The 14,745-nt window shown below is 71.7% G+C and carries 18 protein-coding genes and 1 tRNA gene; 14 read left to right on the top strand and 5 right to left on the bottom strand.

Translation table 11 applies throughout. The features are described 5' to 3' along the window. The first annotated feature begins 189 nt into the window (after nucleotides 1–189). The 11 genes from OG738_RS13530 (at nucleotide 190) to OG738_RS13480 (ending at nucleotide 9,071) form a co-directional block, all read left to right on the top strand. A complete protein-coding gene (locus tag OG738_RS13530; protein WP_329054073.1) occupies nucleotides 190–429 on the top strand; it encodes a helix-turn-helix domain-containing protein in 240 nt (79 codons plus the stop codon). A gap of 2 nt (nucleotides 430–431) precedes the next feature. After that, nucleotides 432–842: a hypothetical protein gene (locus OG738_RS13525; protein WP_329054071.1), complete on the top strand. Its 411-nt coding sequence runs from the start codon at nucleotides 432–434 to the stop codon at nucleotides 840–842. Next, nucleotides 839–1,228: a hypothetical protein gene (locus OG738_RS13520; RefSeq protein WP_329054068.1), complete on the top strand. Its 390-nt coding sequence runs from the start codon at nucleotides 839–841 to the stop codon at nucleotides 1,226–1,228. Before OG738_RS13525 ends, OG738_RS13520 begins: the two co-directional genes overlap by 4 nt. Then, entirely contained in the window at nucleotides 1,228–1,464 is a 237-nt protein-coding gene (locus tag OG738_RS13515) for a hypothetical protein (protein WP_329054066.1), read from the top strand. Before OG738_RS13520 ends, OG738_RS13515 begins: the two co-directional genes overlap by 1 nt. Continuing rightward, nucleotides 1,464–1,793: a hypothetical protein gene (locus OG738_RS13510; RefSeq protein ID WP_329054064.1), complete on the top strand. Its 330-nt coding sequence runs from the start codon at nucleotides 1,464–1,466 to the stop codon at nucleotides 1,791–1,793. The genes OG738_RS13515 and OG738_RS13510 overlap by 1 nt, the downstream gene beginning before the upstream one ends. Continuing rightward, nucleotides 1,790–2,764, top strand: a complete 975-nt coding sequence (locus OG738_RS13505) for a conjugal transfer protein TraI (RefSeq protein WP_329054062.1) — start codon at nucleotides 1,790–1,792, stop codon at nucleotides 2,762–2,764. The genes OG738_RS13510 and OG738_RS13505 overlap by 4 nt, the downstream gene beginning before the upstream one ends. Then, entirely contained in the window at nucleotides 2,761–5,028 is a 2,268-nt protein-coding gene (locus tag OG738_RS13500) for a hypothetical protein (protein WP_329054061.1), read from the top strand. Before OG738_RS13505 ends, OG738_RS13500 begins: the two co-directional genes overlap by 4 nt. A 246-nt stretch (nucleotides 5,029–5,274) precedes the next feature. Next, nucleotides 5,275–5,787 (top strand): hypothetical protein, encoded by a 513-nt coding sequence (locus OG738_RS13495; protein WP_329054059.1) that lies wholly within the window; start codon nucleotides 5,275–5,277, stop codon nucleotides 5,785–5,787. Further along, entirely contained in the window at nucleotides 5,787–7,190 is a 1,404-nt protein-coding gene (locus tag OG738_RS13490; protein WP_329054057.1) for a DUF3631 domain-containing protein, read from the top strand. Before OG738_RS13495 ends, OG738_RS13490 begins: the two co-directional genes overlap by 1 nt. Nucleotides 7,191–7,481: 291 nt before the next feature. Further along, nucleotides 7,482–7,694 carry an excisionase family DNA-binding protein gene (locus OG738_RS13485; protein ID WP_329054056.1) on the top strand — a complete coding sequence of 71 codons (213 nt, stop codon included), beginning with the start codon at nucleotides 7,482–7,484 and terminating at the stop codon, nucleotides 7,692–7,694. A gap of 15 nt (nucleotides 7,695–7,709) precedes the next feature. Continuing rightward, nucleotides 7,710–9,071: a tyrosine-type recombinase/integrase gene (locus OG738_RS13480; protein ID WP_329054054.1), complete on the top strand. Its 1,362-nt coding sequence runs from the start codon at nucleotides 7,710–7,712 to the stop codon at nucleotides 9,069–9,071. Nucleotides 9,072–9,160: 89 nt separating this feature from the next. Here the strand turns inward: OG738_RS13480 and OG738_RS13475 are convergent. The 4 genes from OG738_RS13475 to OG738_RS13460 all read right to left on the bottom strand — a co-directional run bounded on the left by OG738_RS13475 (nucleotide 9,161) and on the right by OG738_RS13460 (nucleotide 10,470). Next, nucleotides 9,161–9,248 (bottom strand) — tRNA-Ser (locus OG738_RS13475). Nucleotides 9,249–9,281: 33 nt separating this feature from the next. After that, nucleotides 9,282–9,497 carry a CsbD family protein gene (locus tag OG738_RS13470; protein WP_329054052.1) on the bottom strand — a complete coding sequence of 72 codons (216 nt, stop codon included), beginning with the start codon at nucleotides 9,495–9,497 and terminating at the stop codon, nucleotides 9,282–9,284. A gap of 29 nt (nucleotides 9,498–9,526) precedes the next feature. Next, nucleotides 9,527–9,964: a nucleoside deaminase gene (locus OG738_RS13465; RefSeq protein WP_329054050.1), complete on the bottom strand. Its 438-nt coding sequence runs from the start codon at nucleotides 9,962–9,964 to the stop codon at nucleotides 9,527–9,529. A 23-nt stretch (nucleotides 9,965–9,987) separates the two neighbouring features. Continuing rightward, the gene (locus tag OG738_RS13460; protein WP_329054049.1) at nucleotides 9,988–10,470 is read right to left on the bottom strand and encodes a tRNA adenosine deaminase-associated protein; all 483 of its coding nucleotides are present in this window, start codon (nucleotides 10,468–10,470) and stop codon (nucleotides 9,988–9,990) included. 77 nt (nucleotides 10,471–10,547) lie between these two features. Here OG738_RS13460 and OG738_RS13455 point away from each other — a divergent pair, with 77 nt between their 5' ends. Next, on the top strand, nucleotides 10,548–11,777 hold the full coding sequence (locus tag OG738_RS13455) for a M20 metallopeptidase family protein (RefSeq protein WP_329054048.1): 1,230 nt from the start codon (nucleotides 10,548–10,550) through the stop codon (nucleotides 11,775–11,777). Here OG738_RS13455 and OG738_RS13450 read toward each other — a convergent pair. Then, nucleotides 11,774–13,768, bottom strand: a complete 1,995-nt coding sequence (locus tag OG738_RS13450) for a phosphocholine-specific phospholipase C (protein ID WP_329054047.1) — start codon at nucleotides 13,766–13,768, stop codon at nucleotides 11,774–11,776. The genes OG738_RS13455 and OG738_RS13450 overlap by 4 nt on opposite strands. Nucleotides 13,769–13,801: 33 nt before the next feature. Between OG738_RS13450 and OG738_RS13445 the strand changes: the two genes are divergently transcribed. Then, nucleotides 13,802–14,179 (top strand): VOC family protein, encoded by a 378-nt coding sequence (locus tag OG738_RS13445; RefSeq protein WP_329054045.1) that lies wholly within the window; start codon nucleotides 13,802–13,804, stop codon nucleotides 14,177–14,179. A 25-nt stretch (nucleotides 14,180–14,204) separates the two neighbouring features. Further along, the gene (locus tag OG738_RS13440; RefSeq protein ID WP_329054043.1) at nucleotides 14,205–14,672 is read left to right on the top strand and encodes a heme-degrading domain-containing protein; all 468 of its coding nucleotides are present in this window, start codon (nucleotides 14,205–14,207) and stop codon (nucleotides 14,670–14,672) included. The last annotated feature ends 73 nt before the right edge of the window (nucleotides 14,673–14,745 follow it).

Below are 14,745 nucleotides of genomic sequence, written 5' to 3'. Positions count from 1 at the left end.
CGCGGATAGCCAAGCTAGGCCATTCAGGTGATAACAGCTATGTCTGACTTGCCTAGGTATTCTGTCCTCCGTAGCGTCTCTGGTGTCGCACAGAGCGCACACAACGCAAGCGGCCCCGGCGGTGCTGGAACACCGGCCGGGGCCTGCATCGAAACCTTGGGAGCCACGATGCGAGTTGAGGATAACGCCATGTTCCGCGTGAAGGCGGTGGCGGAACTGCTGGACGTCTCGCGGTCCACGGTCTACCGAGCTATCGAGGCCGGCGAACTGGACGTGCTGAAGGTCGGCGCGGGCCGGGGTGCGATCCGGATCCCGGGCACCGCGGTGAACGTGTACCTGAACACCTGCGCCGAGCGCGGTTACGCGGACTTCGTCGAGGGCGACCAGTCGCCGGAAGCCGCGGACGACGAGACGGCGGAGGTGGCCTGATCATGCGGATCACCACGGCCCCCACCGTCGGCAAGGTCAACGGCAAGCACGTCAAGTTCACCCCGGTGCACCGCGAGGACAACCCCTCCCGGGTGGCCGCCACGATGACCGTGGCCCTGCCGCTGTCCATTGAGGACATCGCCGCGGTGCTGATGTACATCACCAACGGGTGCTCCCGCGCGGAGGTCACCGACTGGCTGGCCGACCCGGGCGAAGTCCGGCGGCTGGTGATGGAGACCGCGTGGGCGCTCGGGGGCAGCGCGATCAACGACGAGCGGCTGGGCCTGGCGGAGATCGAGTCCGGCACCTGGGACAGCGAACGGCTGGACATGGTGTGGACCTGCTCGGTTCAGGTGTTCACCCCGGGCACCAAGGTCCCGGCGCCACGGCGCTCGCTGGAGCGTGTGGCGTGAGCGGGCCGGGGTTCACCACCGTCTCGGGTGTGGCGCTGGCTCCGGCCCCGCCGGAGCCCGGCCCCGACGGCGCGCCGCTGGCGCGGGTGGGGCTGTGGGCGGCCGACACCGGGCGCGGCCCGGTCGTGCTGGCCGCCGACGAGATCGGGTTGGCCATCGCCCACGGCGGCCCCGTCCCGGGCCGGTATGGGCTGCTGGTCGACGAGGCCGCCCGCCAGGCGCTGGCCGGCCTGGAAACCGTCGGCCGCGCGCAGCTGCGCGAGCTGGCCGCCCGCCACCGCGCCGGTGACGGCGACGTGTGGCCGGGCGCGACCGAGCGGCAGTCGCTCAAGTGCGCCGCCCGGGTGGCCAAGGCCGCCGCGCGGACGCGGCGGGAGGTGGCGTGATGTCGCTGTTCGACGTAGTGCGCCGCTTCGGGACCTGGCGGCTGGTGCTGTTCACCGGCTCGCTGCTGGCGTTCCTGGCCCTGCACCTGATCCGGATTCCGCTGGTCCTGCTGGCTCTGGTGCTGGAAACGGCTCTCGGGCTGCTCAACGACGCCGCGACGCGCCAGGCCAGCGCACCGCCCCGACGACCGGTCAACGACTTCTACGCCCACCCCAGGCAGGCAGGAGGCGCGTAATGCCCACCCCCAAGCACAACACCCCGCCGGCCGGGACCAGGCCGGACACCCACGCGCCGCTGACCCGCCGGGCCAGCACCGACGTGACCAGCACCGGCCCGGCCGGGCCGGCCGCCACGCAGCGGGCCGCGGTGTGGTTCGGCTGCCACCTGGGCGAGGTGGTCGCCATCGCGGTGACCGGGTCGCTCGCGGTCACGGTGACCGTGTGGTTCGCCGCGATCACCGTGCTGGTGGCGCTGGTCTGGGCCACCCATGAGCTGCGCGTCGACCGCGCGGCACGCACCGCCAAGACGACGGACGAGACGCGAGACGGAGGTGAGCAGGCATGAGCACGGCAACAACGACGGGTGGACCGGACCCGAGCGAGGAGCCGGGCGAGTTCGCCGAGCAGGTCGCGGGCTGGCTCGCCGAGACCACCGACCCTGCCCCGGCCGGGGACGTGATCGGTGGCGCGGATGACGCTGTGTCGCGCCGGGTGCGAGCGATGCGCGCGGAAGTGGCCGAGGCGCGCCAGCTGGCGCCGCTGCTGGCAGATGAGGCACCGCTGGCGCTGGACACCCCGCGGGTGCGGCGCCGCCGCAAGCAGGGCCGCCAGGCCGCCGCGCTGCACACCCTCGGGCAGGACCCGGCGGTGCGGGCGTGGCAAGCCGCCCGCTGGCGGCTGGTGCTGACCGTCACCGGCGGGGTGGCGCTGGTGCTGGCGCTGGCCTGGTCCACCGCGGGGGTGCAGCGCTTCGCCGCCGAAGGGGCGTCCGCGTGGTCGCCGGGGTGGGTGTTCGCGTGGCTGGTGGAGCCGTTCATGTCCCTGGCCCTGCTGACCGTGGTCGCCGCGCGGGCGTTCATGGCCACCCGCGGCCGGCCCCTGGACGACCGCAGGTTGGTGCGGGTCGAGCGACTGTTCCTCGGGCTCACCCTGGGCATGAACGCCTGGCCCCACCTGCCCGGCATCGCGGGCACCTTCACGGTGTCGGGGCTGGTGCTGCACATCCTCGGGCCGATCGTCGCGGTGGCGGTGGTGACCGCGCTGCCGATCGTCTGGAACGCCTTCGCCCAGCTCGACCACCACACCACCCCCGGCGGGGCGGAGACGGGCGTTACCCCCGCTACGTACAGGGGAAACGCGCCCGTACCGGCCCCCTCGCTGCCCGCCGCGCCGCCCGCGCTGCTGGCCCGCGCCCGGGACCTGATCACCACCGGCACCCTGCCCGCCGCGCCCTCGGCGCGGGCGCTGCAGAAGACCTTGCACTGCGGGATGGACGACGCCCGCGCCGTGCGCGACGTACTGAAGGAGCACGCATGACCACCACCGACCGCAACGACGAGCACGGCCAGCTGGCCCCGGTGCACCACCTGCCCGTCCGCCCCGACACCGCCACCGTGGCCGAGGACACCGCCATCGAAGGAGAGGTCCTGACCGTCGAGGAGTACACCCGCATCCAGCGGGCCAAGGCCGTCGAGCGCTACCGCGGCTACCAGCAGAGCGCCGCCACCGTCGCCCGCGGCGCCCGCACGGCCGCCCAGCGCACCCGCTCGGGTGCCGGAGCGCTGGCACGCACCACCGTCACAGTGGCCACGCACCCGCGGACCCGCACGACCGGCGCCGTCGTCGCCTACACCACCGGCGTGCTGGCCGGGCCGGTCGTGGGTGTGTGGGCGTCCTGGGAGCAGTTCCACAACTGGCGCACCGCCGCGGAGCACCGCGAGGGCGGTAGCCACCGCAACGACCCGATCCCGGACCGGGTCAGCACCCAGATGCGCATTCAGGAGCACCGCGAGGAACAGCTGGGCAAGATCGGCCGCGCGCTGGTCTCCCGCCCGGCGTTCTTCTTCTACACCGTGGGTGCGCTGGCCGAGGCCCCCGCGGTGATCGACTGGTCGATCAACGGGTGGCCGGTGTGGGAGTACTCCCAGGCCGTGGCCACCATCGACCTGACCGTCGGCGGCGCGGTCGTGGCGGCGCTGACGGTGAACGGCTGGGCCTACCTGCGCAAGGTTTTCAAGCGCCGCAACCGCAAGCGCGTCGGCACCGTCGCCGAGGACGGCAGCCAGCTGCCGGTGCTGCCGATCGCCGACGCCCGCCACGACCGCGCCGCACTGGAGCTGCTGCGCCGCTCGCTGCTGGCCCAGGGCGTGGAGACCAATCCGATCGCCGGGCGCCGCACGATGTGGGGCTGGGAGCTGGAAAGCCAGATCGTCGGCGGCTCGGGCAAGCGGCCGGCCGACGTCATCAAGAAGCTGGAGCAGATCGAAACCGACCTGGACGTGCGGCAGAACGGCGTCCTGGTCCAGCCCCACACAGACCGCCGGGCGCGGTTCACCACCCGCATCATCGAGTCCGACCCGTGGGCCAAGATGCCGCCGCTTCCCGTGTACGGCAACGGTTCCCGGCGGCTGGCCGACCCGATCGAGCTGGGTATGCGGCTGGACGGTCGGCTGATGTCCGCGTCGTTCCTGTCCACCCACGCGATCATCCTGGCCGCCTCCGGCGGCGGGAAGTCCGGACTCATCCGCGCCATTGTGGACGGTCTGGCCCACACCACCGACGCGATCCTGTGGGACCTGGACCCCTCCGGCGTCGGCCAGGCTCCCCAGGCCGCCGCCATGGGCCTGCGCGCCCTGTCGCCGGAGGACTGCGAACAGGCCCTCAGTATCGCTCTGGGCATCGCCAACGCCCGTACTCGGATCAAGGACCGCTTGGGCATGGGTGACGAGTGGCAGCCCTCGCCCGAGTACCCGGCGCTGGCGGTGGTGCTCGACGAGTTCCCGCGCTTGACCAAGGACGCGAAAGCGCTGGCAGTGGCGCTGCTGCGGGTGGCGCGCAAGGCCGGTGTGGTCATCATCTTCGCGTCCCAGTCGGCGAAGAAGGACTCCCTCGGCGACTCCGTGGCCGCCGAGGTGGCGTGGAAGGCCGCCGGGCCGGGTTTGGCCGACTTCCAGACCCGCCTGTTGTTCGGCGACAACGCCATCAGCGAGGGCTACACCCCGGGCAACTACCGGCCCAAGCGCGGCTCGCGGCTCAACGACACCGGCACGTTCTTCCTGGAAGGCTGCGCCGAAGGCGACGAGCCGATCCCCACCCGCGTGACGTGGTTCGACAACCAGGTCGCCGAGCAGCGGGCACGCCGCGCTGCCCAGGCCGGCCGCCCCCAGTGGGACACCGCCACCTTGCAGGCGGCCGGGGTCGCCGCCGCGCAGCTGTGCGGCTCCACGAGTCCGGAGGACGCGGCCGTGGCGCAGCGGGCCGCGTTCGAGGACGAACAGCGCCAAGCCCGCCTCGGCGTGCTCGGCGAGATCGTCGACTACCTGGCCGACGACCTCGCCGCCTGGCAGGCCGGGGACGTGGACGCCCGCGCCGCGGTGTCCTCCGGCGAGCTGGCCGAAGCCCTCGGGCGAGGCTCGGGCAAGGCGCTGGCGCACGCCGTCGCCGACTTCGGGCTCAAGCCCGACCAGGTCCGCATCCCGGGCGAGGACGGGGAGGACAAGCAGGCCCGCGGCTACCGCTTCGCCGACATCCTCGCCGCCGTCCAGGCCGCCGAAAGCCGCACCGAGATCAACACACAGTAACCGCCGGGGTTGTGACGGCACGGCGGGCGCGGCCCGGCGCGCGCCGCGAACCGTCACAACCCGCGTGACACAACAGAACGTCACCTGACCAGCCACGACGACACTTGTGACACTTGCGGACGTTCCCGCAGGTGACAGCCTCACCCCGCCCCAGACCCCACCCCCAGGGGGCGGCGCGGCAAGTGTCACAGCCCCCGCACGCCCACACGTCACCACGCACGGTAATCAAGACTTTGGGAGGCCGCCATGGCGACCGACACCGCGACCGACGCCCTGACCGACCCGCGACGGCAGTTCCTCGGCGCGCTCATGCAGCTGTCCGCGCCCGCCGCGCGGGTGGCGCTGGCCGGGATGCGCGCCGACGACTTCGGCCACGGCATGGCCGCCCACGTCGCCCAGCTGGCCATCGAAACCGTCGCCGCCGGGCACGCGCCTGCGCCCGTCGCGCTGTACGCCCACGCCGTCACCACCGGGCAGGCACCGGGCGAGCACCGCCGCCACTGGCTCACGGGCTGGCTGATCGACACCTACCGCGACGCCCCGCCGGCCGCGCTCGGCCCGCACCTCAAGGCCGTCGTGCTGGAGGCCGCGTGGCGCGCCGCCGTGGCCACCCACGCCCGGCGGCTGGCCCAGGCCGCCGAGGACGCGCCCGCCGAGGTGCTGCGCGAGCTGACCGACGACACCACCGTCGACGAGCTGTGGACCCGCTACCAAGCCGCCTGCATCACCGAACCTGCTCCGTTGCGGAAGGCGGCCTGATGACCACACAGGAGGGACCCCTGACCACCGTGGAGGACACCGTGTCGGCGATCGACGCCACGATCGGCACACCGGAGCACGCGGGTACGTGCTGCCAGTGCGGACGCTCGCTCACCGGGTCGCCGTCGGACGACTTCTGCACCGAGAACTGCCAGACGATCTGGCGCGCCGAACACGCCACCGTCCTGCCCGGACACGAAGTACTGGACCGGGTGACCGCGTTCGTCGCGCGGTACAACGTGTTCCCGTCGAAGCACTGCGCGCCCATGCTCGCGCTCTGGTACGCCCACACCCACGCCGCGGACCACTTCTACGTCACCCCGCGCCTGATCCTGTCCAGCGTGGAGCCGGGCAGCGGGAAGACGCGCGTGCTGGAGGTCGCTCAGTTCCTGGTCCGGGCGCCGGAGATGACCATCTCCGCCACCACGCCCGCGCTGTTCCGGATGGTCAACGAGGGACCGATCACCATTCTGTTCGACGAGGTGGACACGATCTTCAACCCGAAGAACGGTGGCAACAACGAGGACCTGCGCGGCCTGCTCAACGCCGGGTACAAGCGGTCCGCCACCATCGCCCGTTGCGTCGGCGACGCCAAGGCCATGAAGGTCCAGCGGTTCCCCGTCTACGCCCCGGCCGCGCTCGCCGGGATCGCCGGGAACATGCCCGACACCATCACCACCCGCGCCATCACCGTCCACATGCAACGGCGCCGCGAAGACGAGGAAGTCGCCGAGTTCTGGGAAGAGGAAGTGGAGGCCGAAGCCGCGCCGCTGCGGGAACAGCTCGCGGCGTGGGTGTCCACCGTCACCGACAAGGTGGCCAAGGGCCGTCCAGTCATGCCCGAGGGCGTCCGCGACCGGTCCGCGGAGATCTGGCGTCCGCTGATCGCCATCGCCGACGCCGCCGGGGGCGACTGGCCGGACACCGCTCGGGCGGCCTGCGTCCACTTCGTCACCGTCGCAGCGGCCAGCCGCAACAGCGGCGGCCTGCGCATCCGGCTGCTGGCAGACCTGCGGGACCTGTTCACCGCCCGAGGTGCCACCGACCTGACCACCGCCGAGATCCTCGACGCGCTGTGCTCGCTCGACGAGGCACCGTGGGGCGACCTCGACGGCCACGGCAAAACGCTCGACGCCCGCCGGCTGGCCAAGGAACTGGAGCCCTACCGGGTCACGAGCAAGAACCTCAAGCGCAAGGACCCCGGCGGCGGCAAGGCGAAGGTCTCCAAGGGCTACTACGTCCACGGCGAGGGCGGGCTCGCCGACGCCTGGGGCCGCTACCTGCCTACGTCCGCTACTGCCGCTACCGCCGCTACCCCGCAGGTCAACGCGGTAGCGGACACCGAAGCGGTAGCGGATACGAACGCTACCGCCCGCCACCCGCCACCCGGCCCCCCGGACTAGGTAGCGGATACAGCCGCTACCGCCCAACCATCCGCTACCACTCTGACCAGGCAAGTAGCGGCGGTAGCGGCAGTAGCGGACAAGTCCAGCCACCCGGTAGCGCCACCCGGCGCTACCGGCTCCCCACACCCCCTCCTGCCAGCTTGCGACCCAGCCACCTCGCCACGGCTGGCAGGAGGGGCAGCAGCAACCGAGCAGGTCCACACCGCAGCGTGCGTCCCCACCTGGCCCACGCATCCGCACAACCCCCGCAACGCTCCGGCCCCGGCCGGAGCAGAAGGAGAAACCGTCATGACGACCCCACCCGACACGACCATGCAACCGCGCGAGCTGCTCAAGGTCGAAGCCGCCGCCAAACGCCTCAGCGTCGGCCGAACCACCATGTTCAAGCTCATCAAGGCTGGCCATATCGAAACCGTTCAGGTTGGCCACCTCCGGCGCGTTCCCGACACCGCCATCGCTGACTACATCGCCAAGCTCACCGCGGCCCAGCGCGCCGCATGATCGGAAGGAAAACCAATGCCACGCAAGCAACGCCCCGAAGGAACCCGTGCGCCGAACGGCGCGAGTTCCATCTATCTCGGAAAGGACGGGAAATGGCACGGCCGCGTCACTATGGGAATCCGTGACGACGGTAAGCCAGACCGACGCCACGTGAAGCGAAAGACGGAAGCGGAAGTCATCGAAGCTGTGCGAGAGCTTGAGCGCCAGCGCGATTCCGGCCGCGTGCGCAAGGCCGGCCGAGGACTGACCGTCGAGCAGTGGCTAACCCACTGGGTCGAGAACATCGCGGCACCAACGGTTCGCCTCACGACGATGGTCGGATACCGCGCGTCGGTGTACAGGCACCTCATTCCGACCATCGGCGCGCACCGGCTCGACAAATTGCAGCCTGAGCACCTGGAGGCGGCTTACCGGAAGATCCTCCGAAAAGGACTCAAGCCATCCACTGTGCACCTCGCGCACCGGACCGTCCGCGCGGCGCTCAACGAAGCGGTACGGCGGCGGCACATCGCGGAGAATCCCGCGCGCATCGCGAAAGCGCCGCGCGTGGTGGAGGAAGAGATCGTGCCGTTCTCGCGCGAGGAGGCGCGGCGGCTGATCACCGCGGCCGGGGAGATCCGGAACGGCGCGCGGTTCATCGTGGCGCTTTCGCTCGGGCTCCGGCGAGGTGAAGCGCTCGGACTGAAGTGGTCCGACGTCACGATCACGTGGAAGCACGGGTGCGCGCGCGGCGAAGCCTGCCGCCGCAAGCTCACCGCGGCCGAGTGCCCGGCGCGACGCGGTGCCGGCACGATCACCGTCCGCCGCTCGATCCAGCAACTGAACTGGCAGCACGGGTGCACGCCGGACAAGCCGTGCGGGCACGAGCACGGCGCCTACTGCCCCGAGCGGTTCGGCGGCGGCCTGGTCGTCGGTGAGGTGAAGTCGCGGGCCGGGCGCCGCGTCATCGGCCTTCCCCGGCCCGTGATCGAGGCCCTGGAGGCGCACCGCGGCCAGCAGGAGGACGAGCGCGAAGCGGCGGCCAACTTGTGGGAGGAGGGTGACTGGGTGTTTGCCACGCCGATCGGCCGGCCGACGCACCCGACGCCGGACAACCGGGCGTGGAAAGCGTTGCTGCGCCTGGCAGGCGTGCGCAACGCGCGGCTCCACGACGCGCGGCACACCGCCGCCACGGTGCTGCTGGAGCTCAAGGTCCCGCTGCCCGCGGTGATGGAGCTGATGGGCTGGTCCAACGCGGCCGTGGCGAAGCGGTACATGCACGTCAACACCGAGCTGGTGACGTCGGTGGCGGAGCAGGTAGGTGCCCACATGTGGGCCGCTCCGGACGACGAAGACGAGGACGAAGACGGCCCAGAAGGAGCCCTGGTACCCGCCTGATCAGAGGTCAACTGAGACCCGAACTGAGACCCTCAGCGAAAACGCCGGACCTCCCTTCGCGGGAGGTCCGGCGTTTTCGCTGCTGAGAGCGGTGGCGGTGGGATTTGAACCCACGGACGGGGATTAGCCGTCACACGATTTCGAGTCGTGCTCCTTCGGCCGCTCGGACACGCCACCGCCGAGAACAATACCCGAGCGGCCGCGCGGCCCTCACCAGGGGTCGGCGGGGCGGTCCGGCCGACGCCTGACCTGCGCGTCTCGCATCAGGCCTCGGGCCTTCGAGCGCAGGTCGTGGGCCACCTCGGCCACCTGTGCGCGGCGGCGCTGCATGCGTCCGGAGGCTTCGAGACGGCGGTTGCCCGTCGCCGCGCCCAGCTTTTCGCGCGCGCCGCCCATGGTCTGGCGGACCTTGTCCTTCATCGTCATCACGTACCTCCTTGCCCAAGAGGTACCCGCTACGGGAGACAGCGACGCATCGCGAAGTACGTCTCCAGCACCGACGCGCACTCCGCGGCCAGCACGCCGCCGTGGACCTCCGGGCGGTGGTTGAGACGGCGGTCGCGTACGACGTCCCACAGCGACCCGACCGCGCCCGTCTTCGGCTCCCACGCCCCGAACACGAGCCTGGAAACGCGCGCCAGCACCAGCGCGCCCGCGCACATCGTGCACGGCTCCAGCGTCACCGCCAGCGTGCAGCCCTCCAGGCGCCAGCCGTCGCCCACCACGCCCGCCGCCGCGCGGAGCGCGAGGATCTCCGCGTGCGCCGTCGGGTCGCCCAGCTCGACGCGGGCGTTGCGGGCCGCCGCCAGGGGGAGGCCGTCGGGGCCGAACACGACCGCCCCGATCGGCACGTCCGAGCCGGGAGCGCGCGCGGCTTCGAGCGCGGCCTCCACGGCCTCGGTGTCGGACGGCCGTCTCAGAGCTCGTCCAGGAGCTTGGCGAACTCGGTGCCGAACCCGCAGCGCTGCGCGACCATCTGCAGCTGCTCGTCCGGGTACAGGTCGACCTCGCCGACGATGACCTCCAGTTCCGGCCCGGGCAGCCCGAGGTCGGCGAGGATCTCCAGGTCGCCCTCGGGCCAGACGGAGTCGTCCTCTTCGTCCGGCGGATCGACGCGCAGGACGTCGAGGACGTCCGCCGCGATGTCGTAGTCCAGCGCCGCCGCCGCGTCCGAGAGCAGCAGCGACGGCCCCCGTGGACTCGGCCGGACGATGACGAAGAACTCGTCGTCGACCGCCAGCAGCCCGAAGGACGCGCCGGTGGACCGTAGTTTGCCCAGTTCTGTGATCGCCGCGTCGAGCTCGGTCAACGCCCCCGGGTCGAGCGCGCTGCACCGCCACCGACCGTCTTCCCGGACCACGGCTACCGCGAAGCCCGTGACCGGCTCATCCACCGCCATGCGCACACCGTATTCCGCCGCTCGACCGAACGCACGCACGGTGCGCCCGAAGCGCCGCATGGGGCACTATCGGGACCATGACCGGCCCCACTGACCTGCCCACGCTGCCCGGCACGCCGTTCGCCGGCCTCCTCGACGACGCGCGGGCGCTGCAAGACCGCACGGTCGCGCTCCGGCGCGTCGTGCACCGCCACCCGGAGCAGGGGCTCCACCTGCCGCGCACCCAGGCGGCGCTCCGGGAAGCCCTCGACGGCCTGCCGCTGGAGATCACCGAAGGCAAGGCCACGACGTCGCTGACGGCCGTCCTGCGCGGCGCGCGCCCCGGCCCGGCGGTGCTGCTGCGTGGCGACATGGACGCGCTGCCGCTGACCGAGGAGACGGGGCTGGACTTCGCCTCCGAGGACGCGGAGTCGATGCACGCGTGCGGGCACGACACGCACGTCGCGATGCTGGCCTCGGCGGCCCGGCTGCTCGCCGAGCGCAAAGATCAGCTGGCGGGGTCGGTCGTGTTCATGTTCCAGCCGGGCGAGGAGGGGCACCACGGCGCCCGGTTCATGATCCACGAAGGTGTGCTCGACGCCGCCGGGACGCGGGTCGAGCGCGCGTTCGGCGTCCACATCCTCGCCAACCTCCGCAGCGGGCTGCTGTCGGTCCGGCCGGGCCCGCAGATGGCGTCGGCGGACTCGTTCACGGTGCACGTCACCGGCAAGGGCGGCCACGGCTCCGCGCCGCAGCACACGATCGACCCGGTGCCGGCGGCCGCGGCGATGGTCGGCGCGCTGCACACGATGATCAGCCGCCGGGTCAGCGTGTTCGACCCGGCGGTGCTCTCCGTGACGCGGATCCAGGCCGGCACGACGACGAACATCATCCCGGAGACCGCCGAGCTGCAGGGCACGATCCGCACGCTGTCCGAGCCGACGCGCGCGCTGGTCCGCGACGAGCTGTACAAGGTGTGCGAGCAGGTCGGCGCGGCGTACGGCTGCCGCGTCGTCGCCGACGTCGAGCCGGGCTACCCGGTGACCGTCAACGACGACCGCGTCGCCGCCGAGGTCCTGGGGCTCGGGGAGGCCGTGCTCGGCAGGCAGAACGTCGAGCTGATGGCGGATCCACTGATGGGTGCCGAGGACTTTTCCTATGTCCTCCAACGGGTTCAGGGCGCGTACGCGTTCCTGGGCGCGTGCCCGCCCGGCGTCGACCCGGCCGAAGCGGCGGCGAACCACTCCAACCGCGTGCTCTTCGACGAGGACGCGATGCCGAGCGGCGTCGCGATGCTCGCCGCGTTCGCGCTGGACGCCCTGCGTTAGGGGCCGGTCCGCGAGGGGCGGCCGTCCTCGAGGTGCCCGGCGAAGCGGCGCCGCCAGCCCGGTGCCTCGAACGTGACGTCGTACCAGCCGTTCTTCGTCGGCACCGGGAAGTCGTGCGAGGTTTCCGGCGCGATCGTGACGTCGTTCAGCGCGACCGGCGCGGGCCCGCTGTTGGTCACCGTGACGCGCAACGCGGGCTCCGGGGTGAACGTGACGGAAGCGTCGAGGCCCGCTTTGCCGGAGGCCTCGACGACGAAGCCGTTCGGGCCGTGGATCGCGATGTCGTAGGACTCGGCGTACGGGACTTGGCCCGCCAGCTCGGTGTTCGGGCCGACGTCGAAGCGCTGTGACGCCCCGCCCGCGTGGTAGGCGTACGCGGCCAGCTGCAGCGTCTGCGTGCCGTGGTTGGCCAGGTGCAGCTTCAGCGCGCCCGGCTCGGCCACGGCCCAGGCGACCGGCTGGTACGGCAGCGGGCGCGCCTTCGCCGTGCCGGGGTCCTGCACCAGCGCCCCCGGGCCCAGACCGGGCTTCGGCAGCCGGGGCTGCGTCCGGTCGGCGTCGGCGCGCAACGCGTTCGCGTCCGGCAGCAGCGGGATGGTCGTGTCGTGCGCGCGGAAGTCGAAACAGCTGGTCAGGTCGCCGCAGATGGCGCGACGCCAGGCCGAGATGTTCGGCTCGCGCACCCCGGTCCACGTCTCGAGGAAGCGCAGCACCGACGTGTGGTCGAAGACCTGCGAGTTCACCCAGCCGCCGCGGCTCCAGGGCGAGACGACGGTCATCGGCACCCGCGGCCCCAGCCCGATCGGCAGCGGCGGTCCGGACGCCGCACCCTTCTCCGGCCGGTTTCCCGGCAGGTACTCGCCCGGCGTTCCGGGTGGCGGTGTCGGCGGGACGACGTGGTCGAAGAAGCCGTCGTTTTCGTCGTAATTGATGAAGACGACGGTCGATTCCCACAGTTCCGGCTTGTCCCACAACGCTTTCAGCATCCGCTGGACGTACGCGCCGCCGTCGACCGGCCGGGCGGCGGGGTGCTCGCAGTAGCCGTACGGGGCCACGACCCACGACACCGCGGGCAGCGTCCCGGCCGCGCAGTCGGCGAGGAACGCGGCCAGCACGTGGTCGAGGTCCTTGCCCTGGCCGGAGTCGGGCAGCAGCTTCGTGCGCAGGTTCGCGCGCTCGGCCAGCCGCCGCTTCGCCGGGTCCATCGAGTACAGCGCGTCGTGGAAGTTCCGGAACAGCCACAGCGGGTTGTCGCCGTAGTCGCCGACGAAGTGCTCGGGGACGCCGCGTTCCTCGTCGTTCGCGTAGATCCGCCACGTGATCCCGGCGGACTCGAGCCGCTCCGGGTAGGTCGTCCAGTGGAACGACGGCTCGTAGTCCGGGAAGTTGTGGGTGACCGGGCCGCCCGCCACGCCGTCCGGGTCGATCGTGCCGGTCCAGTGGAACAGCCGGTTCGGCTGCGTCGGGCCCTGAATCGAGCAGAAGTAGTGGTCGCACAGCGTGAAGGCGCTCGCCAGCGCGCGCTGGAACGGGATGTCGTCGTGCGTGAAGTACCCCATCGTCATGGGGCCCTTCGCCGCCACCCAGGCGTCGTACGCGCCGCCGTTCCACGCGCGGTGCGTGCTGTTCCAGTCGTGTGGCAGCTCGCTGAGGTCCTGGCCGTCCACAACAGACGTGTCCACGCGGAACGGCAGCACTGGCGCGCCCTTGCCGCGCTGGCGGAAGACGTCGCGCAGGGCGGCGCGGTCGCCGAAGCCGCGCACGCCGGCCATGGTGCCGAAGTAGTGGTCGAACGACCGGTTCTCCTGCATCAGCACCACGACGTGGCGGACGTCGTCGATCGTCCCCTTCCGCGCGGGCACGGCGCACGAGGCCGACAGCGAGCCGGCGACGGTGGCCGCGGCCGCCCCGCCGAGCACCGTGCGCCGCCGGATCCGGCCCATGCCCACCTCCTCGGGCGTGAGCTTTCTCCACGTCAGCGGCCTGGACAAGGAGTACCTTCGCCGCCGAGAGAGGTGAGGCCCATGCTCAACTCAGCGGAACTGGTCGCCTTCGCACCGTCGACCGACTTGGAGCGCTCGCGCGCTTTCTACACGGATGTCGCCGGGCTCGAGTTCATCGAGCAGACCCCCTTCGCGTGCGTGTTCCGCAGTGGCGCGACCATGCTCCGCGTCACCGCCGTCGCGGAGTTCACGCCGCAGCCGTTCACCGTGCTCGGCTGGGCGGTCGACGACATCCGGGCGGCGGTGGCCGGGCTGCGCGACCGGGGCGTGGAGTTCCTCACGTTCGACACGCTGCCACAGGACACCGACAAGATCTGGACCACGCCCGGCGGCCGCATCGCCTGGTTCACCGATCCGGACGGGAACGTGCTGTCCCTGACGGAGTTCACTGGCAATTAAACAACAGTGTTGATTTAATAGTCCCATGACCGAAGCCGACCGCCTCGCCCAGCTCGCTGACCAGGAGGAACGCCTCCAGTTCGCCCGGTTCGACAACGAGACGGCCCTGGCTCTCGGCGCCCAGCTGCTGGCCGCCGCGAGGGAGCGCGGGCTGCCGGTGACGATCTCGGTCCGGCGCAACGGCCAGCGCCTCTTCCACGCGGCGCTGCCCGGGACGTCCGCGGACAACGACGCGTGGATCGACCGCAAGAGCCGCGTGGTGGACCGCTACGGCCACAGCTCGTTCTACGTGGGCACCCAGTTCCGCGCGAAGGGCGGCTCGTTCGAGCAGGACTCCCGCCTGAACCCGGACGAGTACGCGGCTCACGGCGGCGTGTTCCCGGTCTTGGTGCGCGGCGTGGGCCCGGTGGGGACGGTGGGCGTTTCGGGACTGCCGCAGGCCGACGACCACGCGTTCGTCGTCGAGCAGCTCGAGCTGTTCCTGGCTTCGTGAAAACGGCTGGCGGGCGTGGGTACCGTGGAAACCATGCAGCGCGCAGCGAACACGACGACGCCGGAAAGTGTCC

This window comes from Amycolatopsis sp. NBC_01488 (assembly GCF_036227105.1).
GTDB lineage: Bacteria > Actinomycetota > Actinomycetes > Mycobacteriales > Pseudonocardiaceae > Amycolatopsis.
Note: the sequence above shows the minus strand (reverse complement) of the source record. Positions and strands in the feature narration are given on the sequence as shown.

Coding starts and splice junctions, on each gene's coding strand:
- OG738_RS13530 (WP_329054073.1), top strand. CDS start 190: ATGTTCCGCGTGAAGGCGGTGGCGGAACTGCTGGACGTCTCGCGGTCC.
- OG738_RS13525 (WP_329054071.1), top strand. CDS start 432: ATGCGGATCACCACGGCCCCCACCGTCGGCAAGGTCAACGGCAAGCAC.
- OG738_RS13515 (WP_329054066.1), top strand. CDS start 1,228: ATGTCGCTGTTCGACGTAGTGCGCCGCTTCGGGACCTGGCGGCTGGTG.
- OG738_RS13510 (WP_329054064.1), top strand. CDS start 1,464: ATGCCCACCCCCAAGCACAACACCCCGCCGGCCGGGACCAGGCCGGAC.
- OG738_RS13505 (WP_329054062.1), top strand. CDS start 1,790: ATGAGCACGGCAACAACGACGGGTGGACCGGACCCGAGCGAGGAGCCG.
- OG738_RS13500 (WP_329054061.1), top strand. CDS start 2,761: ATGACCACCACCGACCGCAACGACGAGCACGGCCAGCTGGCCCCGGTG.
- OG738_RS13495 (WP_329054059.1), top strand. CDS start 5,275: ATGGCGACCGACACCGCGACCGACGCCCTGACCGACCCGCGACGGCAG.
- OG738_RS13490 (WP_329054057.1), top strand. CDS start 5,787: ATGACCACACAGGAGGGACCCCTGACCACCGTGGAGGACACCGTGTCG.
- OG738_RS13485 (WP_329054056.1), top strand. CDS start 7,482: ATGACGACCCCACCCGACACGACCATGCAACCGCGCGAGCTGCTCAAG.
- OG738_RS13480 (WP_329054054.1), top strand. CDS start 7,710: ATGCCACGCAAGCAACGCCCCGAAGGAACCCGTGCGCCGAACGGCGCG.
- OG738_RS13470 (WP_329054052.1), bottom strand. CDS start 9,497: ATGACGATGAAGGACAAGGTCCGCCAGACCATGGGCGGCGCGCGCGAA.
- OG738_RS13460 (WP_329054049.1), bottom strand. CDS start 10,470: ATGGCGGTGGATGAGCCGGTCACGGGCTTCGCGGTAGCCGTGGTCCGG.
- OG738_RS13455 (WP_329054048.1), top strand. CDS start 10,548: ATGACCGGCCCCACTGACCTGCCCACGCTGCCCGGCACGCCGTTCGCC.
- OG738_RS13445 (WP_329054045.1), top strand. CDS start 13,802: ATGCTCAACTCAGCGGAACTGGTCGCCTTCGCACCGTCGACCGACTTG.
- OG738_RS13440 (WP_329054043.1), top strand. CDS start 14,205: ATGACCGAAGCCGACCGCCTCGCCCAGCTCGCTGACCAGGAGGAACGC.